This is a genomic window from Mucilaginibacter dorajii (genome assembly GCF_024808255.1).
GTDB classification, from domain to species: domain Bacteria; phylum Bacteroidota; class Bacteroidia; order Sphingobacteriales; family Sphingobacteriaceae; genus Mucilaginibacter; species Mucilaginibacter dorajii.
Map to the genome: position 1 here is coordinate 1 of NZ_JANTYS010000013.1, position 25,954 is coordinate 25,954.

Consider the following 25,954-nt stretch of genomic DNA (forward strand, 5'->3'; position numbering starts at 1 on the left):
AAACTCAGGGGCGGGTAATTAACACCAGGAGCTAAACTGCTACACTGCCATAAGTTGCTTTTATAAAGCAAAACTCATAACTATTCGTGTCATTTGCAATGCGATTATTTGTGCGCAAATAAAACCTACTCAGGATGACAAACGTTTCTTACAAAACGTCATGGGTAGGAACGAAGCAATCCCGTCGCCCTGTATATTCGCCCTGCTGTGCTACGAGATTGCCGCGCTACGCTCGCAATGACAATTTAGCATAAAACAAGAAAAGCGGCAATTGCCGCTTTTCTTGTTTTATGATTTTAAAATCCGATAGTCTCAAAGTCCGATAGTCCCAAGTCCAAATTACTCGTTAACAACTCCCATCGAACAGAATTTTTCGATGCGCTCGTTAACCAGTTCGGTAACCTCTTTTTCTTTAAGGATTTTCAGATCTTTTAATAGTTGTTTTTTGAGTGTTGCAGCCATGGCTACTGGATCCTGGTGGGCACCGCCAAGGGGTTCTTTGATCACGCCGTCAATCAGTTTGTTTTTTAGCATCTCGGTAGATGTCAATTTCAATACTTCGGCAGCGCGTTCTTTATTTTCCCAGGTTTTCCAAAGGATGGTTGAGCAGTTTTCTGGCGATATTACAGAATACCAGGAGTTATCCAGCATTAATACCCTATCGCCAATGCCAATACCCAATGCCCCGCCAGATGCGCCTTCGCCAATGATTACGCAAATGATAGGCACTTTTAGTACCGACATTTCTAACAGGTTGCGGGCAATGGCCTCACCTTGTCCGCGTTCTTCGGCTTCTAAACCAGGGAACGCGCCAGGAGTGTCAATTAATGTAACAACTGGTTTGTTAAATTTCTCGGCCATTTTCATCAGCCTTAATGCTTTGCGGTATCCTTCGGGATTAGCCATGCCAAAATTGCGGTATTGACGCTCCTTGGTGTTACGGCCTTTTTGCTGACCGATAAACATTACTGTTTGCCCGTTAAGCGTGCCGAAACCACCTATGATGGCTTTGTCATCACCAACGGTACGGTCGCCGTGCAATTCAATAAAATCATCGCACATTAACTCAATATATTGCAGGGTATAAGGTCTTTCGGGGTGACGGGAGATTTGTACTTTTTGCCAACCGGTAAGGTTGCCGTATATTTCTTTCTTGGCGCTTTCTAATTTGGCTTCCAGTTCTGCAACCGTTGCCGACATGTCCAGTTTATTTTTATCTTCAACCTGTCTTACCTTTTCAATCTGCTGTATCAGCTCGGCAAGCGGCTTTTCAAAATCAAAAGTTATTTTCATACACTTTATTTGGGGCTGCTAAATTAAACAAATCCAACGGCAAATTTATCAATTATGATTTTGCAATGTTTCCAGCTTTTTAATTTGTGCCGGTGCCAACAGTTTCCAGGTATTATAACAGGCCACTAAAATGGCATTCCGGAGTTCGCCATAGTATAACCCCGAGCGATTGCCGTAAAAAATAATGGTACCTTCATCAGTGCCTTTTTTTAATGAGTTATCTAAAGCGCGCTCGTTGGTGATGATAAATTCGCCCATTTCAACACGTTTTCGGTGTAATTCTTTAGCGATTGCCATAATTTTTGACAGTTGTATCGGGCTCAGGTCCGCTTCCTTTTTAAACTTAATGGCCGTATCCGGCATGGGGTAATGATTAAGTTGAGCAACCAGGGCCTGGTTGCCAAAAATATCCTCGCCCTTTAAAAGCGCGATGTATTGCACATCTGTTAGTGTTTTTACTGTCGATTTTTTTTGGGTGCTGTCAATAGCCTGGGCGTTTGCTCCGACATAACACAGCAGTGTGAGTATAAGTAGGGGTATTGTTTTTAGCATAGATGATGCAGTTTATAAAAAATCCGCAACAATTAAGCCATATTAATTTATATTGTTCATAAGTTTAAGTGCTATGAAATACAATACACCCGATGATCAAAGTGAGATCTTACCTAATATATTGGACTTGAAATCCTATGATGAAATTATTGATTCAGAATTTGATGGTTTTTTGAAAGCAGAAATTATGCTTGCGGAATCACTTACTAAGCGGACAAGGTTTAATTTGAATTACATTCTTAAAATTCATAAAATGGCACTTTCTCATTTGTATTCATTTGCAGGAAAATACAGAGATGTTAATTTGTCAAAAGGAGGATTTCCATTTGCAGCTGCACGGTTCTTACCTCCTACAATGAATACTTTTGAGCAAGAGGTCCTTTTGAATTTGCCAAATATATACAAAAATGAGACTGAGCTTATCAGAGATGTGGCGATTGTTCATGGAGAACTGTTGTTCATTCATCCATTTCGCGAAGGCAATGGGCGTACGGCACGTATACTGGCAAATTTAATGATGCAAAAGCAAGGTTATAAGCGGCTTCAATTTGAAAAAATTGGCGAAAAGGAATTTGAGTTTTATGTTTCCGCTGTGCAGCAATCGGCAGAAAAAAAATATGATAAAATGGAAGAACTGATAAGATTTATTTTCCCAGGCTAAGTTCTACCCGCTTTAAAGCCGCAGAGGCCTTTTGGTCTGAAATATGTATACCTTCGATTTTAAAAGAAGCAACCATTGATTTTAAAATATCTTCTCTCAAAGTATTCTGCTTAACAGTTTTTTTATTAGCTTTTGATTTCATTAGTTAAAGTTACAAAATTTCTCATTTTAAAACAATGGCTAAAGCACTCCAATGTCCGTGTTGTCAATTCAACCAAACTCCGACTAAAACTTGAAAGCACTCTTTTTTGGGTAAGTATATTAATTATACTAACTATAGTACTGGATTTTGTAAGTATTGCAGCTTTTCTGCTTTTAATTATTGTGTGTTAAATGTACAATTAATTTGTACCTTCATTTTTGTAAACCAATACCACCTTTTATGAACAAAAAATACCTGTCGGTCTTGATCCTGCAATTGCTTTTTGCTGCAAGTGCTTTTGCCCAATATCCTAAAATGGATAAACTGCTTTACGGGGTAGCTTATTATGATGAGTACATGCCTTATGAGCGATTGGATAAGGATGTACAAATGATGAAAGCGGCAGGCATTAATGTAGTGCGCATAGCCGAATCTACCTGGGGAACGGTGGAACCCCAGGATGGCGTTTTTGATTTTACGCATATCGACCGTGTTTTGGCCGCCATGCAAAAAGGTGGTATCAAAGTTATTGTAGGTACGCCAACTTATGCCATCCCCACCTGGATGGCTCGCAAACATCCCGAAATATTGGCCATTACATCATCGGGCCAAAACCAATACGGGCCAAGGCAAAATATGGATATTACCAACACCGATTTCAGGATGTATGCCGAGCGGGTGATCCGCAAAATCATGGAACATGTGAAGGATAATCCGGCTGTGATTGGTTACCAGGTGGATAACGAAACAAAATCTTACGGTACATCCGGCCCCAATGTGCAGGCGCTGTTTGTAAAATACATGCAGGATAAATATAAAACGCTCGATAACCTGAACGCCATTTACGGACTAAATTACTGGAGTAACCGCATTAATACCTGGGAAGATTTCCCGGCTGTAACCGGTAGCACCATCAATGCCAGTTTATCGTCGGAGTTTGCCAAGTTTCAGCGGTTGCTGGTTACCCAATACCTGGCTTGGCAGGCGGGGATTGTGCGCGAATATAAACGCCCCGATCAATTCATTACCCAAAACTTTGACCTGGAATGGCATGGTTACTCTTTCGGTATTCAGCCCGATGTTGATCATTTTGCAGCATCTAAAGCGATGGATATTGCCGGCATTGATATTTATCACCCAAGCCAGGATCATTTAACCGGTGCCGAGATCTCTTTTGGTGGTGATGTTACCCGGTCAATGAAAGCCGGGAAAAATTACCTGGTGATTGAAACCGAAGCACAGGGCTTTCCGCAATGGGTGCCTTATCCGGGGCAGTTGAGGTTGCAGGCTTTTAGTCACCTGGCATCGGGTGCTAATGGGGTAGGGTATTGGCCATGGCATTCTATTCATAATTCGTTTGAAACTTATTGGAAAGGCTTGTTAAGTCATGATTTTGAACCTAACCCGGTTTATGATGAAGCCAAAACCATAGGTAGAGATTTTGACAGACTGAGTCCGAAACTCATCAACCTTAAAAAGAAAAACGATGTGGCCATATTGTTTAGCAATGAAGCCCTTACCGGGTTCAAAGCCTTCGGTTTTGGCTGGGGCGTACGTACAGGTTACAATGATGTACTGCGCCAACTATATGATGGCCTTTACCACATGAATGTAGGCTGCGATTTTGTTGATCCTTCCAGTAAGAACATTGAAGATTATAAACTTTTGGTAGTGCCACTTTTATACGCCGCGCCCGATAGTTTGCTGCAACGCTTAAACCGGTATGTGAAAAATGGCGGTCATATCATTTATACGATAAAAAGTGGTTTTGCCGATGAAAATGTAAAGGTACGCAGTACCCGCCAGCCGGGGATTATTGATGAGGCCTGTGGGATTTATTACAACCAGTTTACCTCACCCGAAAATGTGAGCTTAAAAGGTGATGCTTTTGATTTAAAACCCGAAGACAAAAAAGCAAATACCTGGATGGAATTGATTACCCCAACTACGGCCAAGGTGTTGGCTTATTATGATCACCCGGTTTGGGGTAAGTACGCGGCTATTACCGAGAATAGCTACGGCAAAGGTTTGGCTACCTACATTGGCTGCCTCACTACCGATGCGGTAACCGACAAGATATTGGCAGACGCCGTTAAAAAGGCTGGCCTGTGGGGTTCCGATCAGCAATTGATGTTTCCTTTGATCACCAAGTTTGGTGTGAACCAGGCAGGCAAAACGATTCATTACTATTTTAATTATTCGGCGAAAGAAGCGAGTTTTACGTATCCTTATGGTAATGGCAAGGAATTATTATCGGGCAATAGTGTAAGCAAGAACGCCGCCTTGCAGTTAGAGCCATGGGGTATGAAGATCATCGAAGTGAATTGATAACTTCAAATGGCAAAACGAAAAACACCACTTGTCATGGGTAGGAACGAACCAATCTCGTCGCTTTGCTTATTCGCTCTGTAGGGCGACGAGATTGCCACGCTGCGCTACCCATGACAAGTCCACCATGTCATTGCGAGGCACGAAGCAATCGCATGCTCTACAGGGCGGATCTGCACAGTTCGCGATTGCTTCGTGCCTCGCAATGACATAGCTTTATATTGTCATTCTACCTTCAGAATTTCGCGAAATTTTATCACTCGCAATGACATAATTTTATATTTGTCAAGAGTGGGCGAAACTATGAAGCAATCACGACTTCATTTATCTTGTAATTTTTTTAGTTTATTTTTCGGTTAGCACCGTAAATTCAAAATCCAAAGGTTCAAAATGCTTCACCAATTCATCAATGAACGATTGTCCCCATTTTACATACATTAAACCGAAGTTTTCGGTACGTTCCTGCAGGCTGTCCTTAGGGAAAAGCTCGGCTTTAATAATAGATAACTGCTCCAAGCGTACCGCGTAATTACGTTTTTCGGCTTTAATGAGTTTCTTTTCCAGGTTATCAACGGCGTGTTTTAACCTGGCTTGCACCGCCGACGCTGATGGAGATAGGGTAGGATCTATTTTATAGCTCCGGAGTTTTATTTTTTCAAACAGCGCGCTCATTTCCCGCCATTCTTCTTCAAGCGTTAAATTATGGTTGCTGTGTTTTTTAATCCAGCAGGTTTTAAGTTCGTCGGTTGCTTTAAACAGGTCGGCTGCACTCAAGTCCATATGCTTAACTTTTGCCGCTTGTTCTTTTTTAACGATCAGGGCCGAGTTTCGTAAAATGAGGATGGGAAAATCAACCTTATAAAAATCGAAATTGGATTTTAGCTCCAACCAGTACACCACTTCGGCGCCACCGCCAATGTAGGCTATGTTTGGTAAAATGCATTCCTGGTATAGCGGGCGCATCACCACGTTGGGGCTAAAACGCTCGGGGTATTTAGTTATTTCTTCTCTTAGTTCAGTTTCGGTAAACCTGATCTCGGTATTCATAACCTGGTAGCTATCCTGTTCAAAAACAACCCGTTCACGCAGGTTATCCTTCAGGTAAAAAAAGTTGATCTCACGCGGATTAACCTGGATATGTACCCCTAACTTTTGCAATTGCTCGTTAGTGGCCGTAATATTTTTATAGCTGTTTTGGTTGATGATATCCTGGGCCATAATAGGCGCAAACTGCTGCTTAAATTCATGATGGTCGGCATCAATGATCACCAGGCCGTATTCGCCAAACAGGGCGTTAACCAGGTAGCGGGTAGCATCGGCCAGTTTGTCAAATTTGGTATAGGCAGTCTCTACAATATTGGCGACTTCCCCAGCATGGCCTTCCATCCCTAAAACGCCTTTGTACTGGTTAAGTGCCTGGCGCATGGTATCGGGGTTGATACGCCCGGTAGCGCCCGAAGCCTCGTACCACCAATGCACTTTTTTGCCACCAATGTTGGTGTAGTTAATCTCGGCAAAGTCATGATCCTCGCTGGCCATCCAGTAAACAGGCACAAAATTTTTATCGGGAAGGGCTGCTTTTAATTGCTGCGCCAGTTTAATTGCCGTGGCAATTTTATAAAGGAAATATAATGGCCCGGCAAATATATTAAGCTGGTGACCTGTGGTAATGGTATAAGTATTATCAAGCTTTAGCAGATCGATATTATCTGCAACCAATTTTGAATTTAAGATTTTAAATTCTGAATTGCTATCCTGCTCGTTATGCGCGTATTGTTTGGTTAAAACACGGTACAGTATCTCACGATTGGCGACTACCTTTTTTGTTTTTAACAAATCGGCAAAGCCCTTCATATCCGGGCGGTGACCATAAAACGGTTTAAGATCGGCCCGGTTTTCGAGATAATCAATAACAGTAGGTGAAAAAAATCCGGTTTCTTTATAACTTATGCAGGAGGCTTCCATTTTGATTTGCGATTTCGGATGTTCAATTTCGGATTTATGCAAATCGGTTATTGAACATCAGCTAAATACTAAATATTGATTTCGAAATTAGATTTTTAATCTCATACCGATCATCGGAAACCGCAAATTAGTATTATTTTACAATTTGTCCATAAAGGTCAAAGTCTTCGGCGCTGTCTATCTTTACGTTAACAAAGCTGCCAATGGTGGCGTAATCAATGCTGGCGTCAATTAAAACTTCGTTATCAACCTCTGGCGAATCAAATTCTGTACGACCAACAAAGTAATCGCCATCTTTTTTATCAACCAATACTTTAAATGTATGGCTAATTTTTTCCTGGTTTTTATCGAAAGAAATACCCTGCTGAATTTCCATAATAGCATCCGCGCGTTCCTGTTTTACTTCTTCAGGTACATCATCTACTAATGAGTGCGCATGTGTTTTTTCTTCGTGCGAGTAGGTAAAACAGCCCAGGCGATCAAATTTGGTATCCTCAACCCATTGCGCCATTTCTTCAAAATCCCGTTGAGTTTCGCCAGGGTAACCTGTGATCAGAGTGGTACGCATGGCAATGCCCGGTACTTTATCCCGGATCTGGTTTACTACGTCGATGGTTTTTTGTTTGGTGATACCACGACGCATAGATTTTAGCATGTCATCGCTGATGTGCTGCAATGGCATATCCATGTATTTGCAAATGTTATCACGCTCGTTCATCACATCCAAAATTTCCATAGGGAAACCAGATGGATAAGCATATTGCAGGCGGATCCATTCAACACCGTTCACATCGCTCAAGCGACGAAGTAACTCGTCAAGGTTACGTTTACCGTACAGGTCCAGTCCGTAATAGGTAAGGTCCTGCGCTATCAAAATAAGTTCTTTGGTGCCGTTTTTAACCAGGTTTTGGGCATCCTTAACCAATTGGTCAATCGGGGTACTCAGGTGCTTGCCGCGCATCAACGGAATGGCGCAAAAAGAACACGGACGGTTACAGCCTTCGGCAATTTTAAAATACGCAAAATGCGAAGGAGTAGTCAATAAACGCTCGCCAATCAGTTCGTGTTTGTAATTTGCACCTACGGAAGCTAATAAGTTTTGCAGATCGTTGGTGCCAAAGTAGGCATCCACATTGGTGATCTCGGCTTCCAGTTCGGGCTTATAGCGCTCGCTTAGGCAGCCGGTAACAATCACTTTACCAACTTTGCCCTGCTCTTTAAGTTCGCTGTATTGGAGTATGGTATCAATAGATTCCTGCTTGGCATTGTCAATAAAGCCACAGGTATTAATCACGATGATATCGTTTTTACCTACTTTTTCGGCCTCATGTACAACATCAAACTGATTGCCCTTAAGCTGACCCATCAGGATCTCAGAATCGTATATATTTTTTGAACAGCCTAAGGTAACCACGTTAACACGGGGTTTAACAGGTTTAGCTACTGGCCGGGAGATTTCTTTTGTCTTCATTTTTTTGGGGATTACACTGATTTGGGAGTGATTTCACCGATCTTTTATTGAGGGGATTACACTGATTTTCAAGAGTGATTTCACCGATTTTTTTGTTTGGGGATTACACTGATTTTAAGGGTGATTTCACCGATTTTTTTTGTTAGTTAAACTGATATTCGTTTTATTTCGCAACTGGGATTGCCAAAATTTATGAGCAAACCGGTTTTTACTTTGCTTGCCTTTAAATAGGAAAGAACCTGACTTTTAAATAGGACAGGCATGTATCCAGTCACAGATTTTAATTCAACAATTACTGTATTTTCAACGAAAAGATCACATCTGAATTTTCCGACATATTGATCTTTGAAAACAACGTTGAACTCTTTTTCAAATTCAAAACTTAGTTTCTCCAGCGTTAATTGATACTGAAGTGCCTTAGCGTATATTTTTTCATTGAACCCCGGTCCCAATAAACGATGTACCTCATAACAGCAACCGATAATCTTTTCGGTAAGAGCATCATGTTCAAAATTTGACATCTTCTACAGCGTAAAGAAAAAATCACTATTCATCATTTCTTTTAAAAATCGGTGAAATCACCCTTAAAATCGGTGTAATCCCCTAACTAAAAAGACTATTAACGAAAGCCTGCCTGTCAAACAATTGCAAATGATCTACACCTTCACCCACACCTATATATTTTACGGGAATTTTAAATTGATCTGAAATGCCTATTACAACACCACCTTTTGCAGTACCATCAAGCTTGGTTAGGGCCAGGGCGTTTACGTTGGTGGCTTCGGTAAATTGTTTGCATTGCTCAATGGCGTTTTGCCCGGTTGATGCATCCAGTACCAGCAAGATCTCATGCGGTGCGCCGGGAATTACTTTTTGCATCACGTTTTTGATTTTGGTAAGCTCGTTCATCAAACCAACTTTATTATGTAACCTGCCAGCAGTGTCAATGATAGCCACATCATCGCCATTTGAAACAGCCGAACGCAGGGTATCATAAGCAACCGAAGCCGGGTCTGAACCCATAGCCTGTGCTACCACTTTAACACCAACCCGCTCGCCCCATAATTTAATCTGGTCAACAGCCGCGGCGCGGAAGGTATCGGCAGCGCCTAATACTACCTGGTTACCGGCTTGCTTTAGCTTATGCGCCAGTTTGCCAATGGTTGTGGTTTTGCCAACACCATTAACACCAACTACCATAATTACATAAGGCTTGTGATCGCCGTACTCAAAATTGCGGAAATCGTTGCTGTTATTTTCGGCCAGCAGTTTCTGGATCTCATCTTTAAGCAGCGTATTCAGTTCACTTGTGCCAACGTATTTATCGCGGGCCACGCGTTCCTGTATGCGCTCGATGATTTTGAGGGTGGTTTTTACGCCCACATCTGATGTTACCAGGATCTCTTCCAGGTCATCCAGTACATCATCATCAACAGTTGATTTGCCTGCTACCGCTTTGGTGATCTTTGAAAAAAAGCTATCCTTGGTTTTCTCCAAACCGGTATCAAGGGCTTGCTGCTCTTGCTGTGTATTTTCCTTTTTCTTAAAAAAATCAAATAATCCCATGTTTTTTGATGTGCAAATTACTATTGATGTGCAAATGTGCAGATTTCAGATGTGCAGATAATCACTATGCTGTAATAAGTGATGCGTTTTTTCTCATTTGCACATCTGCATATCTGAAATCTGCACATCTGTAGCTACTCTACCAACAAAAAAAGCCCTCTCGTTAAAACAAGACGGCTTCAATATTTTGGTCAAAAGTTATTATATAGTTTTGCCCGCAATAGCATCCTTAACAGAATCGTTAGGGACAATTTGGGTTCTGAATGAATAAGCACCAGTTTTTGGTGACTTATTCATGGTGATAACTTTTGAATATTCTTTGCCTTTACCTGCTACTTTCAGTGTTGCAACTACTTTCTTTGCCATTTCTTTTAATTATTGAATTAGTGAATCATTGAATTAGTGAGTTGATTTTTATTGAATGCTTAACGCAAACCAATCAACATAATTCACTAATTATTTAATCTCTTTATGAACAGTTACTTTCCTTAAAACAGGGTTGAATTTTTTCAACTCTAATCTTTCAGTTGTATTTTTTTTGTTCTTGGTGGTAATATAGCGAGACATGCCTGGCATACCGCTTGTTTTGTGTTCAGTACACTCTAAAATAACCTGAACCCTGTTGCCTTTTTTTGCCATTTTCTTTTTATGTTGTACGTATCACCATCACGGCTTACGCAATTTTTCAATTTATTAACTGTACGCTTTGAGTTTTACATAGCAAGTAAAACCGTAAACGCGCAACTACTAAATGTATCCTTTTTTTACAAATTTATTGATACAGGCAGTAATACCATTTTTAGTGATGGTTTTTACAGCTGATGTAGATACCTTTAAGGTAATCCATTTATCCTCTTCAGGTATATAAAACTTTTTAAGTTTTAAGTTAGGATGAAATCTACGTTTAGTTTTAACGTTTGAGTTAGAAACGTTGTTACCAACTATAGATGCTTTTCCTGTTAGATCACAAATTCTTGACATGACAAATATTTTTAATTATCAACCCTTTATTCAAAAAGAGTTTGCAAATATCAGACTTTTAAATCAAATATTCAAGGGGGTTTTCAAAAATTGTGAAAATATTTCCAAAAGCCTCATTTGGTACCAAAAATGAGAGTATTGTGCTTTGTCTCAATGCCTTTAACGGCTAAATTCAGGCACTTTTTAAATTATTTTAAAAAGGTTTAATTTTTAACTTCTACTTCATACATAATTATTAAATTAGGCCCACCATATAAACACTATGAAGATCACATCATTTGACGAATACAAAAGCGTATATAAACAAAGCGTTGAACAGCCGGAAGAGTTTTGGGCAGGCATAGCCGAAAACTTTTTATGGAAAAAAAAGTGGGATAAGGTACTTGACTGGAACTTTAAAGATCCAAAGATCAAATGGTTCCAGGGTGCTAAACTCAACATTACCGAAAACTGCCTCGACCGTCACCTGGCTACCATGGGCGATAAGCCCGCCATTATCTGGGAACCAAACGATCCGCAGGAAGATCACCGCATATTAACCTATAAACAACTGCATGATAAGGTTTGCCAGTTTGCCAATGTGCTTAAAAACAATGGTGCAAAAAAAGGCGACCGTATTTGTATTTACATGCCCATGATCCCTGAGCTGGCTATCGCTGTTTTGGCGTGTGCCCGTATTGGAGCTATCCACTCGGTAGTTTTTGGAGGTTTTTCGGCGCAATCCATTGCCGATAGGATCAATGATGCCGAGTGTAATATTGTAATTACTGCCGATGGTGGTTTCCGTGCTAACAAAGCCATCCCGCTTAAAGCCACTATTGATGATGCCCTGGTTCAGTGCAAATCGGTTAAAAAAGTAATTGTGTTAACCCGCAGCCGCACGCCGGTATCTATGATCAAAGGTCGTGATGTTTGGTGGGAAGATGAAGTTAAAAAGGTAGAGACACAAGGTAATCCCGATTGCCCGGCCGAAGAGATGGATGCCGAGGATATGTTATTTATTCTTTACACATCGGGCTCAACAGGTAAACCTAAAGGGGTAGTGCATACCACGGGTGGCTACATGGTTTATACAGGCTATACTTTTGCCAACGTATTTCAATATAACCCGGGCGAGGTTTATTTCTGTACTGCCGATATCGGCTGGATCACCGGTCACTCTTATATTGTATATGGTCCGCTATCGCAAGGGGCAACTACACTGATGTTTGAAGGCGTACCTACCTATCCGGATGCCGGCAGATTTTGGGATATTGTAGATAAGTTTAAGGTAAATATATTATACACCGCGCCAACAGCTATACGCTCATTAATGAGCTTTGGCTTAGAACCTTTAAAGGGAAAAGACCTAAGTTCATTAACCAAATTAGGATCGGTAGGCGAGCCTATTAACGAGGAAGCCTGGCATTGGTACGATGAAAAAATAGGCCATGGTAAATGCCCTATTGCCGATACCTGGTGGCAAACAGAAAATGGCGGTTTAATGATATCGCCTATCTGTAATGTTACCCCAACAAAACCTGGTTACGCCACTCTGCCATTACCCGGTGTACAGCCGGTGTTGGTTGATGAAAATGGTAAAGTGATTGAAGGTAACGGTGTAAGCGGTAACCTGTGCATCAAATTCCCATGGCCGGGTATGCTGCGTACCACTTATGGCGATCATGAGCGTTGCCGTACCACGTATTTTGCCACTTATGAAAATATGTATTTTACAGGTGACGGTTGTTTACGCGATGAGGATGGCTATTACCGCATTACCGGTCGTGTTGATGATGTGTTAAATGTGTCCGGTCACCGTATTGGTACTGCGGAGGTAGAGAACGCTATTAATATGCACAGCAGTGTGGTTGAATCGGCTGTGGTTGGTTACCCGCATGATATTAAAGGGCAAGGTGTTTACGCCTACGTGGTAAGTCCCGATAAACATGGCGATGAAGAGATCACCCGCAAAGATATCATCATGACGGTATCGCGCATTATTGGCGCTATTGCCAAACCCGATAAAATTCAGTTTGTAACAGGTCTGCCCAAAACACGGTCGGGCAAGATCATGCGCCGCATCCTGCGTAAAATAGCCGAAGGCGATACTGCCAATTTAGGCGATACATCAACATTGCTTGACCCTGCTATTGTTGAAGAGATAAAAGCAGGGGCTTTGTAAGACTTTTGGACTTGCGGATTTTTGGACAAAGGAGCAAGGACATAGGGATGAAAGAAATAAGATTATCGAATTGCAACTAATATGATACGGGATGCGGGAAACGAAGTATAAAAAGTTAACATGGATTAAATTCATGGCTTTTATCTTTATTCCCTGCATCCTTTGTCTTTTGTCCTTTGTCAATTTTTCATTTCCCCAAAACTTCGCTCCTTCTGCAAGGTATAAGCTTGATTTTTTTACTTCAGAGAACCAGTTTTATTTGTGCGATTCGGCTTTTGCGGCCGAAACGGGTGATACCAGTTTTTGGTCATACCGCGCTTATAACGACAGGTTGGCTATAGCCGACGACATTGTGGGGATTAGTACAGAAAGCTTTGGTCATATAAAGGCTGAACTGGATGTACTTGATGCGCCAAGCAGGGAAAAGGATTTTAAAATATATGACCATGTGGTTGAGGGAGGTTTAAAACTCAGCTCGGGCATTATGATGATCCTTAACCATCCCGATTTTAAGATCGAACTAAAAGCAATTGTAACACCCGGGCGATACCGGATCCGCATTTATTCCTACGATCTCAAGAATATCAACACCCAGGAAGATGAAGGTCCCGATCATTATAAAATTGAGATCTGGACATCTACCGACATGAAGCGCAAAGTACTGAAGCAGTTTGAGTCGGAATAGGTGGAGAGTTTGGAGTCAAGAGTCAAGAATTAAGACCTTCTCTGTCGATTGGCGACTATTTAAACGCACATTTTTTGCGCTTTCTTGAATCCTGATTCTTGCCTCTTGATTCTATTTCCTCAAACTATATCGTTTCCCCGATGTTCTCTCTGTACATCTAAATAAAAAAACATCATGGACAAATTAGAATTAAAAGGCGGCTGGAACGAACTGAAGGGAAAGATCAAACAAGCCTACGGCGACCTTACCGACGATGATCTGATACACGAAGAAGGTAAAGACGATGAAACTTTAGGAAAGCTTCAGCAAAAAACCGGCAAATCTCGCGATGAACTGGTGAAGTGGATAAATAGTTTATAAAATTAAGAAGAAGGCTCCGGGAACGGGGCTTTTTTATTGAATAAATAATTTTACTACTTCAAGCTCAAATCCCGGCAATAACAATGAGGTAAGCACCTCTCCGGTTTGGGCTTTCTGGTGTAGATAATAAGCGCCATCTTTTAAGAGGTACAAGTCGGCATTTTGCTGAATAGGATCAATGATAATGTACTCCTTAACGCCGTATTTTTCATAAATGTCTTTCTTTTGCCTAAGATCATAATAGGCGTTTGATGGCGAAAGTATTTCGATAATTAAATCCGGTGCTCCTTCAATTCTGTTTTTTATCAGATCGGCTTTTCGTTCTTCTGTGATATAAAGAATATCTGGTTGTAATACATTTCCTTCATCGAATTTTACATCCATTGGTGAGTAAAGCCATTGTCCTTTACGTCCTTGTTGTATAGTGTATAAAACGATAATTTCCGAAAGATTATAAACTACTTGTTGATGAATTGGAAGAGGAGAGGGCGACATAATTAAATCATAGTTAATTAACTGAAAAGGTGCACCTTCTTCCAGCAGCAAATAATCATCAACGGTGTATTTCTTTTTCTTATCAGCGGTAAGCATAAATCAAATATAACTAATTTCGCCCAATGAAAACAGCGAAACCCAATATTCTTGTTGTTAATGACGATGGTATAACTGCCCCCGGGATTAAAGTTTTGATAGAAGCCATGGCCGCTATTGGCCGGGTAGTGGTAGTGGCGCCGGATAGCCCGCAATCGGGCATGGGGCATGCCATCACCATTGGCAAACCCTTGCGTTTAGATAAGGTTGATCTGTACGAGGGCATCGAAATATACCGCTGCTCGGGCACCCCGGTTGATTGTGTAAAGCTGGCTGTTAATAAAGTATTTAAAGGCCAAAAGCCCGATCTGTGCGTATCGGGCATTAATCATGGTTTAAATAATTCTATCAATGTACTGTATTCCGGTACCATGTCGGCAGCCGTTGAGGGGGCTATTGAAAGTATCCCGTCGATAGGGTTTTCTTTAGATGATTATAACCTGGATGCTAATTTTAGTCATTGTGTAAAATATGTTAAGGAACTGGCCTTGCAGGTATTGGCTAATGGCTTACCGGTAAACACATTGCTCAATGTTAACTTCCCTAATAGTGATAACATTAAAGGCATCAAGATCTGCCGCCAGGCAAATGCCAAATGGGCCGAGGAATTCGATGAAAGGGTTGATCCGCATAAGCGCCCGTATTACTGGCTTACCGGTGTGTTTCAGTTAAATGATGGGGGCGAGGATACCGATGTTTGGGCTTTAGAGCATAACTATGTATCGGTGGTGCCGGTTCAGTTTGATATGACGGCGCATCATGCCATTCCGCTTTTAAATAATTGGACATTTAATGTATAAATTGCTCTACTAATCAACATACATGCTTAAAAATAATAGCATCATAGCAGGGGTAATAGGGGGGGTAATGCTGCCGGGCATTAGCCTGTTCATTTTTTTATACTTGCTTAAAGGCAATTTTTTAATTTTCAATAAGCCGGGCGTGCCGTACATGGTGGCTATAGTGTTCAATTTATTTATCATCAGGTATCTTTATAAACAAGACTTGGATAAAACCGGCACCGGCTTTATCCTGGTTACTTTTGTATTTATGGCTGCCGTGTTTTTACTTAAATTACAACCCATTAAATGAAATATTACCTGGTAGCCGGCGAAGCTTCGGGCGATTTGCATGGAGCTAATTTGATGAAAGCCCTTAAAGCACTTGACGCCAATGCCGAATTTCGTTTTTTTGGTGGCGACCTGATGCAGGCCGAAGGCGGTACATTGGTAAAGCATTACGCCGATATGGCTTTTATGGGTTTTGTAGAGGTGGTAGTAAACCTGAACACCATCCTTAAAAACATGAAGACTTGTAAACAGGATATTGCCGCTTATAAACCGGATGTTTTAGTACTGATTGATTTTCCGGGCTTTAACTTAAAAATAGCGGAGTATACCAAATCTGCAGGTTTGCCCGTGTACTATTACATTTCGCCTAAAGTATGGGCCTGGAATCAGAAGCGGGTTTTAAAGATCAAAAGAATTGTTGACCATCTGTTCTGTATACTGCCATTTGAGGTGGAGTTTTACAGATCATGGGGTATGGAAGTTGATTATGTAGGCAATCCACTGCTGGATGCTATAACCGCGTTTGAACCCGAGCCGGATTTTTTGCAGAAAAATCAATTAACCGATAAAAAGATCATAGCCCTGTTGCCGGGCAGCCGCAAGCAGGAAATTACCTACCTGTTGCCAGATATGCTTGCCGTGGCAGATCAATTTAAAGATTTCCAGTTTGTAATTGCCGGCGCGCCATCCTTTAAACCCGAATTTTACGACCAGTTTTTAAAAGATAAAAACATCCCGGTAATATTTAATGCCACCTATGATCTGCTCACTAACGCCTATGCCGCTATCGTAGCTTCGGGAACTGCTACATTAGAGACCGCGCTTTTCAACGTACCGCAGGTAGTGGTTTACAAAGGGAATGCCTTGACCATCGCGATAGCCAGGATGCTGGTAAAAATCAAATTTATATCGCTGGTGAACCTTATTGTGGATAGGGGTATCGTTACTGAGCTGATCCAGGAAGAATGTAACGAATTGAAAATTGCGAGAGAATTGAACGCTATTGTAAATGATCGGCAAAATCGCGCCGCAATGCTCAGGAATTATGATGAGCTTGATCAGCGGATGGGCCACCCCGGCGCATCTGCAAAAACCGCTGCCTTGATCATCAAATACGCATCAAAAAAATAGAGCCCTATTTTGGCAGGGCTCTATCGTTTTCATAGGTGTGATGTTGTAATTTAATAGGTAGATGTAGATATATGATGATCAGGCAGCTTTAAGCGTTTGCTGTGCTGCTACCTGTTGGTTATTTTTTCTGAACTGGTTTCTTGCTCTGAAGTTTCTAAGATCTTCCAATAAAATTTCCATTAACTCGTCGTCAAAGCGGGCAACTAATTTACTTATGGCAGTGGTATTTGTTTTAGTGGCTTTCATAGGTAGGGATGTTTTATGAGTAAGTGTTTTTCAGTTTAATTAAGCAGCATTTTGTAAAGCCAGGGTATTTTTAGCTTTAATAGCTTTTAGGTCGTTCATTAATAAAATTCTCAATTCGTTATCAAAACGATCTACTAACTTATTGGTGGCTGATTTTTTTGCGGTTTTCATAGTTTTAGTTTTTTGTATGTTTTAAATGTCTTTAGTTTAATCGTTCTTTTTAGTTTCCTGGTTTTCGGTAAGGTTGTCTTTGCGGCGTTTTGCTTCTTTATATTGCCTCAGAATTTGCTCCTCGTCTCGTGGGTCGGTTGTTTTTGTTGGTTCTACCGGGTTGTCCCATTCTTTCTCTTCCTCCTTAACCGTTTTCTTTATCGTTTCCATAACAGCTACGTTTGATAAGTACTATCCCAATCCTGTGCCAAAAATTTTGGATAACCTCAAAAAAGCCATTACAGTCTCAGATATTTTTTACAATACGGTGTAAATGGCTGTATTTAAGCGGTTTTTATTTTGAAAATATTTTTCAATTTTTTTTCACGAAAGCACTACCAGGTACAAAATACCTGTTCGGTTAGTATGCAATAACCGAACACTTGCTTTAATTTCGTACGTTTTTTTGGTAGTTAAGCAGGTGCGCGGCCAGTGCTATAATGGCCAATGCAGCACCTATGGCGCACACGCCCGTCCACTGGTAGCTTTTCCATACCTGGCTGGCCAAAAACGTACCCGAAGCACCGCCTATAAAATAAGACACCATGTATACGGTATTCAGTCTGTTGCGGGCTTCCGGGATCAACGCGAAGATGATGGACTGGTTAGAGATATGTGTAGCCTGTACGCCCATATCCAGCACAATTACGCCAATTACTAACCCAATGATGCTATGGCTCGAAAAATAAAAGATAACAAAGGAGATAAGCACCAGCAGTAAAGTATAACCCGATAGTTTATAAGAATCCATTTTATCGCTCAGCCGGCCCATTAAGCCGGCGGCCAACGCGCCAAAGGCTCCCACCAAACCAAATGCACCGGCAACGGCGCTGCCCTCATTAAACTGCGGCTGTTTTAGCAGGAACACCAATGTTGTCCAAAAAGCGCTAAAGCCTGCAAAGCACAAAGCCCCCCTAAAGGCTGCCATCCGTAATTTTGGCTGGGTTTTAACCAGGTGGATCAGGGATTTCATAAGGTTTTTATAATTGCCTTTATAGTCGGGTTCAACTTCGGGTAAAAAGAAAAAGATCATCAGCCACATGGCCAACATTAAGCCGGTAGCTATGTAATACATGGCCCGCCAGCCAAAATGTTCGCCCACAAAACCGCTTAATGTACGGGAGAGTAGTATGCCTATCAATAAACCACTCATTACAAAGCCAATCTTTTTACCCCTTTCATTCGGTTTTGCCAAATGCGCAGCCATGGGGATCAGTAATTGAGGGATTACGGATGATACGCCAACTAAAAAGCCGGCTATGGTTAACACCGTAACTGATGGCGCCAACGCGCTGCTTAATAAGGATACGATCACTAATGCAAAGTCAATCAAGATTAACCGTTTGCGTTTAAGCATGTCGGCAAGTGGTATAATGAAGAGTAACCCTGTGGCATAACCAATTTGAGTAAACAGGGATACTTGTTGCGCTTTTTTATCGGTAATATTAAAAGTGTGTGCAATATCGACCAGTAAAGGCTGGTTATAATAGATGTTGGCCACCACCAAACCGGTAGCAATGGTCATGATCCATAAGGTAAAGCTTGTTAAATGCGGGTGTGTTTTGGGCGATGTAGTAGCAGTCATAGATGATGGCAGTGTAAAAATTGTTGCAAAAATGAGGATGCAATCTCAAAATCATGCCTTTGCAAAGTAATTTTTTTGATATGCCAAACAATATCTTAATGCTTAATGAGTTTTAAAATATTAATGAAAACAGCATAATTGATATCGATATTTGGTTAAGGTGTTTATTTGAGCCTGTTTTTTGTCTGAAATGCATTTTTTTGCATTTAGTTTTGGATTTTTATTGACGACGGGTGAATTTTTCTCTGTTTTTTTAACTTTTTTCATTTAAAACCAATAAAATTCGATTTTTTAAATAAAAAACTAAGTTATTGCGCAATATTTTCATGTTTATTTTGTTACTTATGTGGATGAAAATTAAAAATTCAATTTATTGTCACTTTAATAAAGATTTATTTGTATTTTTGAGAATCAAACAGAGTAATTGACTTGTTTCGATAAATGTTACAAAAAAATTACAAAATAAATTAGAATAATATAAAAACATAGTGTTACTTTTACACCGTATTGCAAGAGCAACACAACATAAAAAAGTCTTCTCATAATTTAGGTTTATAATTGGTTAGTAAAGGCCCCTGCCCATCAGGGGCTTTACTTGTTTTATAGGGTTTTTAAGAACAAAGATTGTTGGAGCAAGGAATAAAGATTTTGTAAACGTTTCCTCAAAAATTTTCTTTATTGTTCTATAATCCTTCAAACCAACGTCCTTACTCGCTGTCTTTTCTTGTTATATTTATGATATAGTTTTTATAAAGTATGGAAAAAGAAAATTCATCATTAATTATTCGCCTCGCTTCACCAACAGATGCCGGCGGTATCCTGGATATTTATAACCACGCTATATTGAATACCACTTCAGTTTACAGTTATGAGCCGCACTCGTTAGCAATGCGCTTAGCATGGTTGGAAGATAAAAACCGTAGCAACATCCCGGTTTTTATTGCCGAAGTTGCTGGTGTGGTTGCTGGCTTTGCCACCTATGGGCCATTCAGGGTTTGGCCAGCCTATCAATATACCATTGAGCACTCGGTATATGTGCATCATGACTACCGGCAACGCGGCATAGCCCAAAAGTTATTGGAAAAACTTATTGAAACAGTAATGCAAAAGCAGATGCATACCATTATTGCGGGGATTGATGCCGGGAATACAGCCAGTATTAAGCTTCATCAAAAGTTTGGCTTTACCGAAGTTGGCACATTTAAACAGGTAGGGTACAAATTCAACCATTGGCTCGATTTGAAATTCATGCAACTGATATTAAACAACAATTTTCAGCCCGGTGAAAAATAAAAATTAAATAGGATTTTATTTTTAGGGTTATTGTAATATATTTGCCACCCCAACGGGGGATTAGCTCAGCTGGCTAGAGCGCTTGCATGGCATGCAAGAGGTCATCGGTTCGACTCCGATATTCTCCACACTTGATAATCAAGGCATTTACGAAGCTCGTAAATGCCTTTTTTATTTCAGTTAACACAAAAAACAGTTAAATATGGTATTTAAATAATACCATATGTGAATAATGAACTGAGAATTTATTCGGAATATTGGCGGATTTTTTCCCTTAGCTATATTGAGCAATGGCTTCATATCTCTTTATCGAAGGGTTGGGCCCGGAATCTATTAATTACGGCTTAACGTGATCCATTGCCCTGGCTTGGTTTTAATCGAAATTTCACCGGAGGCTACCTGTTGTTTTTTTCCTGAAACGCTTATGGTTCCCTGATCGCCCCAGGGAGATAAAATATGGAGGGTATTGCCCTGTTCGCTAAATATGCGCACCCGTGTAATTTTCCCGTTTATTTTTTGGGCGCTCACCAAAAAAGCACCCGCTGCCCGGAGATTTTCAAAATGCGCACGCCTGTTTTCAGGCCAGTTCGGAAAAAGCCGGATTGTGCCGCTGTAGCTTTGCATCAGGCACTCATTGATGACAGCTGGCAGGGCGAAGTTTTCAAACCAGATCCCCATTTTTGACATATATCCGTAATCAGTCTGATCATTGTAACGGCCACGGGTTTGCATGACCATATCTGTAGCTGTTCCGTTAGGCAAAAGACAGTACCTTACCTGGCGTTTAAATTCGTCTATATTCAGCATGCCGATCCTTGCTGCCTGTAGATTAGCAAAAACAAGGTCGTTTCCACCTTCGTTCTGTTGGTTGAGATAGGTATTTCTCAGCAACTGTAATGTCTTTTTATCTGAGTGCAGGCCATAGTCCTCACCCGGAAAAGCTGCGAAAAGTGCGTTAGGCACATTGTATACCGTTCCAGCACTTTCACCGGGAACGGCCACCAGTACTTCATCACCCGATGCTGTCTTTGCAACCGGATATTTTGGGAAATGACTTAATATCTCCCTGATGTCTGCAAGTAAGAGTGCCTCCTGCGAACTCGTCCCCAGATCGGCAGTTGCCCGGTCAAATGCTTTAAAAATAAATTTGATCAGGGTCAGGTCGACGCCGCAATCATAGTTGAACTTAAATCCAGGCCGCAAAGCATATAATTCGGGTGCAACTGTAGGGAAAACATGGTATTTATCATCCTTCCATCGGTTACCATCATGTGCATCGGTCCGCTTCATATAAGCCGTCAGAAACTGGCAGGCCGCTTTGATCGGCTCATAGGCCCTATCTTTTAGAAATGCCTTGTCACCGGAATATAAGTAATGCCACCATAAGCCCTGCACAGCCCAGGGTGTTTCGCTTACTTCCCAGCCCCAGTCGGGGAGTGGATATGGATTCATACTCATCTCAACCGGGTAAGCAGAATGTGGGAAATATGCACCGGGTAGCTGATAATATTCTTTTGCCCATTTTTTGCTGACTGGCATGAGTGAGTTAATGAGGTCTACATAAGGTATGTTCTTTTCGAGGTGATTGCTGCTGAAAGTAACCCAGAATGGCTGCTGCACATTATAGTTCATGTGGTAGTCACCATGCCAGGCGGTACCGATATTGTTATAGCTCCAGTTGGCAAAAAGCCCGGGACAAGTTGCGCCTGCTTTGGCAGCGCAGTTCAAAAAGTACAGGTTACGGTACCAGATCGCTTCGAGGAATTGATCATCAAGACTGACGGCAGACTTAGCCCAGTATTTGACCCATATTTTTTCATTTTGCTTAAATAACGCTGTGAATTGCTTTCCGTCATTTATACTAACCGGAGGAATTTCCTCCCGAACAGCGGAAGCTGGGCCCTCCTGTAAGGTAATAGTGGCATCAAAGGGCACCTGGGATGACAGCGCGCCTTCAAGTAAGGCCATTGTTTCCTTACCACCGTTCCAGTTGATCCGGGTGGTTTTTACAAGCGGCCCATTTACGTTAAGCGTCAGGCGGAAGGCCCTATCACGTGGATTTCCGGTACTGTGTTTCTCCGGTTCGTCAAATGGAAGCACCTGGCGAAAAGATAGTCTGCCGCCCTCCAGATCCTCCCGCGCGCTGAATGAAGGGATATCGCCTGGTGTGGACGGATCGGGCAATACTTTAATGCGGTCAAAAATATTGATGGCAGGCCTGTCTTTTTCATCAACCAGGCGCAGCAGCAGCCGGTCCGTCTTCATGTCCGTAAACAATTTCAGAAACAGTTGTTTTTTATCATTGGTTATCATGCTGACCGTGCATAGTCCATTGGAGATATCCAGCTGCTGTCGGGTAACCTGTACCTTTCGGCGATCAAAGCCGATCAGTACCGAACCGCAGGGAAACGGGCGGGGATACGGTTTGCTGTAATTGTCGCCTGCCATTTGGCCGTACTGCCTGTACCAGGCATCATTGTTAAGATCACTATAGTCTGCCGGTATTTTTTTAACCTTATCAAATACCTCTTCAAAAGTTCCGATTTCTTCTTTATGATGCTCCGCAAGGCGGATATCCCATACATTATTATGCCCGAAATACAGTACTATCGCGTCCGGCCTGCTTGTAACGTTTACGCCCATCGCGCCGTTCCCCAGCAATGAGCCCTCAAAAAAATCCTGCGCGGGCTTATCGCATAAAATCGAATGTTTCTTTGCGATTGCGAAACCATCTATCCGCCCATTTCCTGAACTGACCTGATCCTGCGCGTCGGCCGGTTTCAGGTTAAACAAAATAAAAGCAGCTGTGGCGAGTGCAAAAAAGGTAATTGTTGGTTTTTTCATTAAAAATGGCGGAATAACAGGTAAAAATAAATGCTGACTCATAAAATGCAGTTTAAAATGCAGGCCAGATTAAGTGGGTTTGCAACAATTGGCTTTATTTGGCTGCAGGTTTATAATGATCTAAAGGTACAGAACGGCAAAACTCCAGGTTTCCACAAAGACAACCAAAAGTTGAACAAAACCGATATTTTATAATTTGTATGAAATGATCCTGCTTATCATTAATATCGAAATAATGATCAGGGGCCTGTTAAAGCTTAATTTCATGCTGTTGAATGCGAATTTTATTGAAGTGAACAAAAACCGGAGTTACAGGGTGTAACCAACACCTTTACCGGATCTGCTTTATTGGCGAAGGATGTGGAAACATTGATGTTACAGTGGCCGAACTCGCTAAACGTGCCTGCCTGGAGAACAAAATAGAAAGCAATTGACTAAGTGGTTTTGGGCCGTTTATAAGTGCAGATATAATACGCAAGTAACGCCATGCTGCTGCCAATTAAAACACCTCCTAATATATCTGATGGGTAATGCACCCCTAAATACATCCTTGAAAAACCAACCGCGATTGCCCAGCAGTAAACCGGTATAATGAGCCGTTTTTTTGGATAGACCAATGATAAAATTGCCGCCAGTACAAAGGCATCACAAGAATGGCCCGAGGGAAATGACCAACCGCCTCCGGGACCTAAATCATGGATAGTAAGGTAAACATCTTGCGGACGTACCCTGTGTATAACATGTTTTAAAGCGGTTGCCAGTAAGCCCGATAATGCTGCCGCTAACGCAATAGCGCGCAGTTGTATTTTAATAGGTTTTAGACGTTTTATAAATGAGATGAGCAAAGCTAACGTTGCTACAACATAAGTAATGGTACCCGCAATATTGGTTATAGTTAAAAACAGCCAATCCATCGTTGGGTTGCGGTAGCTATTGATGTAGATAACCATGTTGCTATCGTACCTGTAAAATACAGACGACAGCAGCACCGCTGCTATCAAAATGATCAATAAAATGAAAATGAGCTTCCTGTATTTTATATCCCTCATGTGCATTCAGCAAGTAAAACTGCAGTTTGTTTGTGATCAATAATTAACTACAAATCCCAATAACGGGGCAATAGTAACACTTTGTTGGCCAAAAAAACAAACAGCTTGCTTGGTATGCGGTGTTTTTAATATGATTTAACACATTTTAGTGTTTTATTTAACAACGGCAAATTTAAGTCGACAACAAAATTGGCCCTCATGGGTTCTACCATAAGCCGGATAGTTAACAGACTGTTAAAATACAGGTAATATGTGCCGGTGAAAAATTAATTCTTTGATTATTGCCTTACCGGTAAGGTATTGTAAAGCAGCTATTTTATATGTATAAATATATTGTCATCGCCCTTTTTTTAATTCCATCAACACTATTTGCCCAGAGCGTAATTCCTCAAAAAGATGCAAAAATTGATACCATCGGTAAAACAGATCTGATAGATATAGCCAAAGGGATATTTCATGTAAAGCCAGGCGCACCGCCGCCAGATGGCAAAAAACGGATCTACTTTTCTGTTTTACCGGTAAGTGGTGCTGCACCAGGTGGTACCGGCCGGGCATTGGTAACCAGTACTACTGCGGGTGTTTATCTTGGTCCTAAAAACACTACCAATCTATCCAGTGTATCGTTTGCGCCGTATTGGAATTTCCACAGCCGTTTTGGCTTGCCTTTACGTTCCAGCATCTGGCTGCCCGATAATACCTGGAACATCCAGGGCGATATCCGTTTCCTGGTGTATCCACAATATACCTGGGGTTTAGGTAGCAGTCATAGCAGCGATGAAAAAACGTTGGTTGATTATCGATACATCCGGTTTTATCAAAGCGCGCTCAAGCGCATTACCCCTTATTTTTTTGCAGGTGTTGGCTATAATCTCGATTACCATACCAACATCAAAAGCGACGACCCTAATATCGACCTTAAACAATATACGGGTTATCAATATGGCACGGCCGGCAACTCGTTTTCTTCGGGCATAAGTTTGAATGCTTTGTATGATACCCGTAATAACTCCATAAATCCTTTACCGGGCGCTTACGCCAATTTTGTGTATCGCATTAATCCCGGATTTTTGGGGAGTAATGATAGCTGGCATTCGGTTTATATAGATATGCGAAAGTATATACCCTTAAACCCCGCTAATAAAAGCCAGCAGAATACTTTAGCTATATGGACCTACTATTGGACGGTATTAGGCAGCAGGGCGCCTTACCTTGATTTGCCAAGCGTTGGCTGGGATCCCTATAACCGCTCGGGCAGGGGTATGGATCAAAACCGCTATCGCGGCGGATCGTTATTTTACCTGGAAGGGGAGTATAGGCGGGATATTACTGAAAATGGCTTGTTAGGTTTTGTAGTGTTTGCTAATGCCAACACCGTAAGTGGTTCCGGAACATTATTCACCTCCTGGCACCCTGCCGCAGGCACAGGCCTTAGGGTAAAATTCAACAAAGGATCCAATACCAATGTTGGTATTGATTATGGTTTTAGCAAGGGATATAATTCCATCACGGTAGGCCTTGGCGAGGCGTTTTAAGTTAGCTATCAAACTCAATTGTACTTAATCATTGACAATGGTTTTGGTCAAAACTATTGTCAATGATCATTACGCAAACGTTTGCTGGGTGTTTACCATTAAACGGTTACTGATCCAAATACTCAATGCCTCCAAACAGTGTCGATGTACACTTTTTTACCTGGTTTGCCCTATTGGTTTCGCTATTGCTATATTCCTATGTTAAATCTATCCCTCAACTAATCAAACGTTTGTG

At 41.4% G+C, this 25,954-nt stretch carries 28 protein-coding genes and 1 tRNA gene; 12 read left to right on the plus strand and 17 right to left on the minus strand.

Going from position 1 to position 25,954, the window contains the following annotated elements:
• Window positions 1–339: 339 nt before the first annotated feature.
• Window positions 340–1,293 carry an acetyl-CoA carboxylase carboxyltransferase subunit alpha gene (locus FHS10_RS17510; protein ID WP_259092933.1) on the minus strand — a complete coding sequence of 318 codons (954 nt, stop codon included), beginning with the start codon at window positions 1,291–1,293 and terminating at the stop codon, window positions 340–342.
• 48 nt (window positions 1,294–1,341) lie between these two features.
• Window positions 1,342–1,845 (minus strand): hypothetical protein, encoded by a 504-nt coding sequence (locus tag FHS10_RS17515; protein WP_259092935.1) that lies wholly within the window; start codon window positions 1,843–1,845, stop codon window positions 1,342–1,344.
• Window positions 1,846–1,918: 73 nt separating this feature from the next.
• On the opposite strand from FHS10_RS17515, the gene FHS10_RS17520 reads away from it, so the two are divergent.
• On the plus strand, window positions 1,919–2,506 hold the full coding sequence (locus FHS10_RS17520; RefSeq protein WP_259092938.1) for a Fic/DOC family protein: 588 nt from the start codon (window positions 1,919–1,921) through the stop codon (window positions 2,504–2,506).
• On the opposite strand, the gene FHS10_RS17525 is transcribed toward FHS10_RS17520, so the two are convergent.
• On the minus strand, window positions 2,490–2,648 hold the full coding sequence (locus tag FHS10_RS17525; protein ID WP_259092939.1) for a hypothetical protein: 159 nt from the start codon (window positions 2,646–2,648) through the stop codon (window positions 2,490–2,492). The genes FHS10_RS17520 and FHS10_RS17525 overlap by 17 nt on opposite strands.
• A 240-nt stretch (window positions 2,649–2,888) precedes the next feature.
• Here FHS10_RS17525 and FHS10_RS17530 point away from each other — a divergent pair, with 240 nt between their 5' ends.
• Entirely contained in the window at window positions 2,889–4,976 is a 2,088-nt protein-coding gene (locus FHS10_RS17530) for a beta-galactosidase (RefSeq protein WP_259092942.1), read from the plus strand.
• Window positions 4,977–5,321: 345 nt separating this feature from the next.
• Here the strand turns inward: FHS10_RS17530 and bshC are convergent, their stop codons facing one another.
• The 7 genes from bshC to rpmB form a co-directional block, all read right to left on the minus strand.
• Window positions 5,322–6,941 (minus strand): bacillithiol biosynthesis cysteine-adding enzyme BshC, encoded by a 1,620-nt coding sequence (bshC, locus tag FHS10_RS17535; protein ID WP_259092943.1) that lies wholly within the window; start codon window positions 6,939–6,941, stop codon window positions 5,322–5,324.
• 133 nt (window positions 6,942–7,074) lie between these two features.
• Entirely contained in the window at window positions 7,075–8,412 is a 1,338-nt protein-coding gene (rimO, locus tag FHS10_RS17540; RefSeq protein WP_259092944.1) for a 30S ribosomal protein S12 methylthiotransferase RimO, read from the minus strand.
• Window positions 8,413–8,558: 146 nt separating this feature from the next.
• The gene (locus tag FHS10_RS17545) at window positions 8,559–8,933 is read right to left on the minus strand and encodes a GxxExxY protein (protein ID WP_259092946.1); all 375 of its coding nucleotides are present in this window, start codon (window positions 8,931–8,933) and stop codon (window positions 8,559–8,561) included.
• Between the two features lie 82 nt (window positions 8,934–9,015).
• Window positions 9,016–9,978, minus strand: coding sequence for a signal recognition particle-docking protein FtsY (gene ftsY, locus FHS10_RS17550; RefSeq protein ID WP_259092948.1), 963 nt, complete (start codon window positions 9,976–9,978; stop codon window positions 9,016–9,018).
• A gap of 201 nt (window positions 9,979–10,179) precedes the next feature.
• On the minus strand, window positions 10,180–10,344 hold the full coding sequence (locus tag FHS10_RS17555; RefSeq protein WP_259092949.1) for a DUF4295 domain-containing protein: 165 nt from the start codon (window positions 10,342–10,344) through the stop codon (window positions 10,180–10,182).
• A 90-nt stretch (window positions 10,345–10,434) separates the two neighbouring features.
• Complete coding sequence (gene rpmG, locus FHS10_RS17560) at window positions 10,435–10,617, minus strand: 50S ribosomal protein L33 (protein ID WP_022830075.1); 183 nt, start codon at window positions 10,615–10,617, stop codon at window positions 10,435–10,437.
• Window positions 10,618–10,725: 108 nt separating this feature from the next.
• The gene (gene rpmB / locus FHS10_RS17565) at window positions 10,726–10,959 is read right to left on the minus strand and encodes a 50S ribosomal protein L28 (protein WP_090641306.1); all 234 of its coding nucleotides are present in this window, start codon (window positions 10,957–10,959) and stop codon (window positions 10,726–10,728) included.
• A 262-nt stretch (window positions 10,960–11,221) separates the two neighbouring features.
• Between rpmB and acs the strand changes: the two genes are divergently transcribed.
• The 3 genes from acs (at window position 11,222) to FHS10_RS17580 (ending at window position 14,168) form a co-directional block, all read left to right on the plus strand.
• Entirely contained in the window at window positions 11,222–13,123 is a 1,902-nt protein-coding gene (gene acs, locus FHS10_RS17570) for an acetate--CoA ligase (RefSeq protein WP_259092953.1), read from the plus strand.
• 133 nt (window positions 13,124–13,256) lie between these two features.
• The gene (locus FHS10_RS17575; RefSeq protein WP_259092956.1) at window positions 13,257–13,808 is read left to right on the plus strand and encodes a hypothetical protein; all 552 of its coding nucleotides are present in this window, start codon (window positions 13,257–13,259) and stop codon (window positions 13,806–13,808) included.
• 174 nt (window positions 13,809–13,982) lie between these two features.
• Window positions 13,983–14,168 carry a CsbD family protein gene (locus FHS10_RS17580; protein WP_259092959.1) on the plus strand — a complete coding sequence of 62 codons (186 nt, stop codon included), beginning with the start codon at window positions 13,983–13,985 and terminating at the stop codon, window positions 14,166–14,168.
• Window positions 14,169–14,201: 33 nt separating this feature from the next.
• Here FHS10_RS17580 and FHS10_RS17585 read toward each other — a convergent pair whose 3' ends face one another.
• Complete coding sequence (locus FHS10_RS17585) at window positions 14,202–14,759, minus strand: Uma2 family endonuclease (RefSeq protein ID WP_259092961.1); 558 nt, start codon at window positions 14,757–14,759, stop codon at window positions 14,202–14,204.
• 26 nt (window positions 14,760–14,785) lie between these two features.
• On the opposite strand from FHS10_RS17585, the gene surE reads away from it, so the two are divergent.
• Genes surE through lpxB form a run of 3 tightly spaced genes read left to right on the plus strand, consistent with a single transcriptional unit; the run spans window position 14,786 to window position 16,960 of the window.
• Window positions 14,786–15,559, plus strand: coding sequence for a 5'/3'-nucleotidase SurE (gene surE, locus FHS10_RS17590; protein ID WP_259092963.1), 774 nt, complete (start codon window positions 14,786–14,788; stop codon window positions 15,557–15,559).
• Between the two features lie 22 nt (window positions 15,560–15,581).
• On the plus strand, window positions 15,582–15,851 hold the full coding sequence (locus FHS10_RS17595) for a hypothetical protein (RefSeq protein ID WP_259092964.1): 270 nt from the start codon (window positions 15,582–15,584) through the stop codon (window positions 15,849–15,851).
• Window positions 15,848–16,960 (plus strand): lipid-A-disaccharide synthase, encoded by a 1,113-nt coding sequence (lpxB, locus tag FHS10_RS17600; RefSeq protein ID WP_259092966.1) that lies wholly within the window; start codon window positions 15,848–15,850, stop codon window positions 16,958–16,960. The genes FHS10_RS17595 and lpxB overlap by 4 nt, the downstream gene beginning before the upstream one ends.
• 78 nt (window positions 16,961–17,038) lie before the next feature.
• Here the strand turns inward: lpxB and FHS10_RS17605 are convergent, their stop codons facing one another.
• From FHS10_RS17605 to FHS10_RS17620, 4 genes are all read right to left on the minus strand, one after another.
• Window positions 17,039–17,206, minus strand: a complete 168-nt coding sequence (locus FHS10_RS17605) for a hypothetical protein (RefSeq protein WP_259092968.1) — start codon at window positions 17,204–17,206, stop codon at window positions 17,039–17,041.
• A 39-nt stretch (window positions 17,207–17,245) separates the two neighbouring features.
• A complete protein-coding gene (locus FHS10_RS17610) occupies window positions 17,246–17,377 on the minus strand; it encodes a hypothetical protein (protein ID WP_259092969.1) in 132 nt (43 codons plus the stop codon).
• A gap of 36 nt (window positions 17,378–17,413) precedes the next feature.
• Window positions 17,414–17,587 carry a hypothetical protein gene (locus FHS10_RS17615; RefSeq protein ID WP_259092971.1) on the minus strand — a complete coding sequence of 58 codons (174 nt, stop codon included), beginning with the start codon at window positions 17,585–17,587 and terminating at the stop codon, window positions 17,414–17,416.
• A gap of 217 nt (window positions 17,588–17,804) precedes the next feature.
• Complete coding sequence (locus tag FHS10_RS17620; protein ID WP_259092972.1) at window positions 17,805–19,001, minus strand: MFS transporter; 1,197 nt, start codon at window positions 18,999–19,001, stop codon at window positions 17,805–17,807.
• A gap of 756 nt (window positions 19,002–19,757) precedes the next feature.
• Between FHS10_RS17620 and FHS10_RS17625 the strand changes: the two genes are divergently transcribed.
• Together FHS10_RS17625 and FHS10_RS17630 are read left to right on the plus strand one after the other, a co-directional pair.
• The gene (locus FHS10_RS17625; RefSeq protein WP_259092974.1) at window positions 19,758–20,294 is read left to right on the plus strand and encodes a GNAT family N-acetyltransferase; all 537 of its coding nucleotides are present in this window, start codon (window positions 19,758–19,760) and stop codon (window positions 20,292–20,294) included.
• A 54-nt stretch (window positions 20,295–20,348) separates the two neighbouring features.
• Window positions 20,349–20,422 (plus strand) — tRNA-Ala (locus FHS10_RS17630).
• Window positions 20,423–20,627: 205 nt separating this feature from the next.
• On the opposite strand, the gene FHS10_RS17635 is transcribed toward FHS10_RS17630, so the two are convergent.
• Window positions 20,628–23,180 (minus strand): glycosyl hydrolase family 95 catalytic domain-containing protein, encoded by a 2,553-nt coding sequence (locus tag FHS10_RS17635; protein ID WP_259092975.1) that lies wholly within the window; start codon window positions 23,178–23,180, stop codon window positions 20,628–20,630.
• A gap of 15 nt (window positions 23,181–23,195) precedes the next feature.
• Between FHS10_RS17635 and FHS10_RS17640 the strand changes: the two genes are divergently transcribed.
• A complete protein-coding gene (locus FHS10_RS17640; protein WP_259092977.1) occupies window positions 23,196–23,333 on the plus strand; it encodes a hypothetical protein in 138 nt (45 codons plus the stop codon).
• A 239-nt stretch (window positions 23,334–23,572) separates the two neighbouring features.
• On the opposite strand, the gene FHS10_RS17645 is transcribed toward FHS10_RS17640, so the two are convergent.
• Window positions 23,573–24,187 carry a phosphatase PAP2 family protein gene (locus FHS10_RS17645; RefSeq protein ID WP_259092978.1) on the minus strand — a complete coding sequence of 205 codons (615 nt, stop codon included), beginning with the start codon at window positions 24,185–24,187 and terminating at the stop codon, window positions 23,573–23,575.
• 320 nt (window positions 24,188–24,507) lie between these two features.
• On the opposite strand from FHS10_RS17645, the gene FHS10_RS17650 reads away from it, so the two are divergent.
• Entirely contained in the window at window positions 24,508–25,719 is a 1,212-nt protein-coding gene (locus tag FHS10_RS17650; protein WP_259092980.1) for a BamA/TamA family outer membrane protein, read from the plus strand.
• Window positions 25,720–25,954: the final 235 nt, after the last annotated feature.

Excerpts from the sequence above, each read along its gene's own strand:
- FHS10_RS17510 (WP_259092933.1), bottom strand. The coding sequence starts at position 1,293 with ATGAAAATAACTTTTGATTTTGAAAAGCCGCTTGCCGAGCTGATACAG.
- FHS10_RS17515 (WP_259092935.1), bottom strand. The coding sequence starts at position 1,845 with ATGCTAAAAACAATACCCCTACTTATACTCACACTGCTGTGTTATGTC.
- FHS10_RS17520 (WP_259092938.1), top strand. The coding sequence starts at position 1,919 with ATGAAATACAATACACCCGATGATCAAAGTGAGATCTTACCTAATATA.
- FHS10_RS17525 (WP_259092939.1), bottom strand. The coding sequence starts at position 2,648 with ATGAAATCAAAAGCTAATAAAAAAACTGTTAAGCAGAATACTTTGAGA.
- FHS10_RS17530 (WP_259092942.1), top strand. The coding sequence starts at position 2,889 with ATGAACAAAAAATACCTGTCGGTCTTGATCCTGCAATTGCTTTTTGCT.
- bshC (WP_259092943.1), bottom strand. The coding sequence starts at position 6,941 with ATGGAAGCCTCCTGCATAAGTTATAAAGAAACCGGATTTTTTTCACCT.
- rimO (WP_259092944.1), bottom strand. The coding sequence starts at position 8,412 with ATGAAGACAAAAGAAATCTCCCGGCCAGTAGCTAAACCTGTTAAACCC.
- FHS10_RS17545 (WP_259092946.1), bottom strand. The coding sequence starts at position 8,933 with ATGTCAAATTTTGAACATGATGCTCTTACCGAAAAGATTATCGGTTGC.
- ftsY (WP_259092948.1), bottom strand. The coding sequence starts at position 9,978 with ATGGGATTATTTGATTTTTTTAAGAAAAAGGAAAATACACAGCAAGAG.
- FHS10_RS17555 (WP_259092949.1), bottom strand. The coding sequence starts at position 10,344 with ATGGCAAAGAAAGTAGTTGCAACACTGAAAGTAGCAGGTAAAGGCAAA.
- rpmG (WP_022830075.1), bottom strand. The coding sequence starts at position 10,617 with ATGGCAAAAAAAGGCAACAGGGTTCAGGTTATTTTAGAGTGTACTGAA.
- rpmB (WP_090641306.1), bottom strand. The coding sequence starts at position 10,959 with ATGTCAAGAATTTGTGATCTAACAGGAAAAGCATCTATAGTTGGTAAC.
- acs (WP_259092953.1), top strand. The coding sequence starts at position 11,222 with ATGAAGATCACATCATTTGACGAATACAAAAGCGTATATAAACAAAGC.
- FHS10_RS17575 (WP_259092956.1), top strand. The coding sequence starts at position 13,257 with ATGGCTTTTATCTTTATTCCCTGCATCCTTTGTCTTTTGTCCTTTGTC.
- FHS10_RS17580 (WP_259092959.1), top strand. The coding sequence starts at position 13,983 with ATGGACAAATTAGAATTAAAAGGCGGCTGGAACGAACTGAAGGGAAAG.
- FHS10_RS17585 (WP_259092961.1), bottom strand. The coding sequence starts at position 14,759 with ATGCTTACCGCTGATAAGAAAAAGAAATACACCGTTGATGATTATTTG.
- surE (WP_259092963.1), top strand. The coding sequence starts at position 14,786 with ATGAAAACAGCGAAACCCAATATTCTTGTTGTTAATGACGATGGTATA.
- FHS10_RS17595 (WP_259092964.1), top strand. The coding sequence starts at position 15,582 with ATGCTTAAAAATAATAGCATCATAGCAGGGGTAATAGGGGGGGTAATG.
- lpxB (WP_259092966.1), top strand. The coding sequence starts at position 15,848 with ATGAAATATTACCTGGTAGCCGGCGAAGCTTCGGGCGATTTGCATGGA.
- FHS10_RS17605 (WP_259092968.1), bottom strand. The coding sequence starts at position 17,206 with ATGAAAGCCACTAAAACAAATACCACTGCCATAAGTAAATTAGTTGCC.
- FHS10_RS17610 (WP_259092969.1), bottom strand. The coding sequence starts at position 17,377 with ATGAAAACCGCAAAAAAATCAGCCACCAATAAGTTAGTAGATCGTTTT.
- FHS10_RS17615 (WP_259092971.1), bottom strand. The coding sequence starts at position 17,587 with ATGGAAACGATAAAGAAAACGGTTAAGGAGGAAGAGAAAGAATGGGAC.
- FHS10_RS17620 (WP_259092972.1), bottom strand. The coding sequence starts at position 19,001 with ATGACTGCTACTACATCGCCCAAAACACACCCGCATTTAACAAGCTTT.
- FHS10_RS17625 (WP_259092974.1), top strand. The coding sequence starts at position 19,758 with ATGGAAAAAGAAAATTCATCATTAATTATTCGCCTCGCTTCACCAACA.
- FHS10_RS17635 (WP_259092975.1), bottom strand. The coding sequence starts at position 23,180 with ATGAGTCAGCATTTATTTTTACCTGTTATTCCGCCATTTTTAATGAAA.
- FHS10_RS17640 (WP_259092977.1), top strand. The coding sequence starts at position 23,196 with ATGCAGGCCAGATTAAGTGGGTTTGCAACAATTGGCTTTATTTGGCTG.
- FHS10_RS17645 (WP_259092978.1), bottom strand. The coding sequence starts at position 24,187 with ATGAGGGATATAAAATACAGGAAGCTCATTTTCATTTTATTGATCATT.
- FHS10_RS17650 (WP_259092980.1), top strand. The coding sequence starts at position 24,508 with ATGTATAAATATATTGTCATCGCCCTTTTTTTAATTCCATCAACACTA.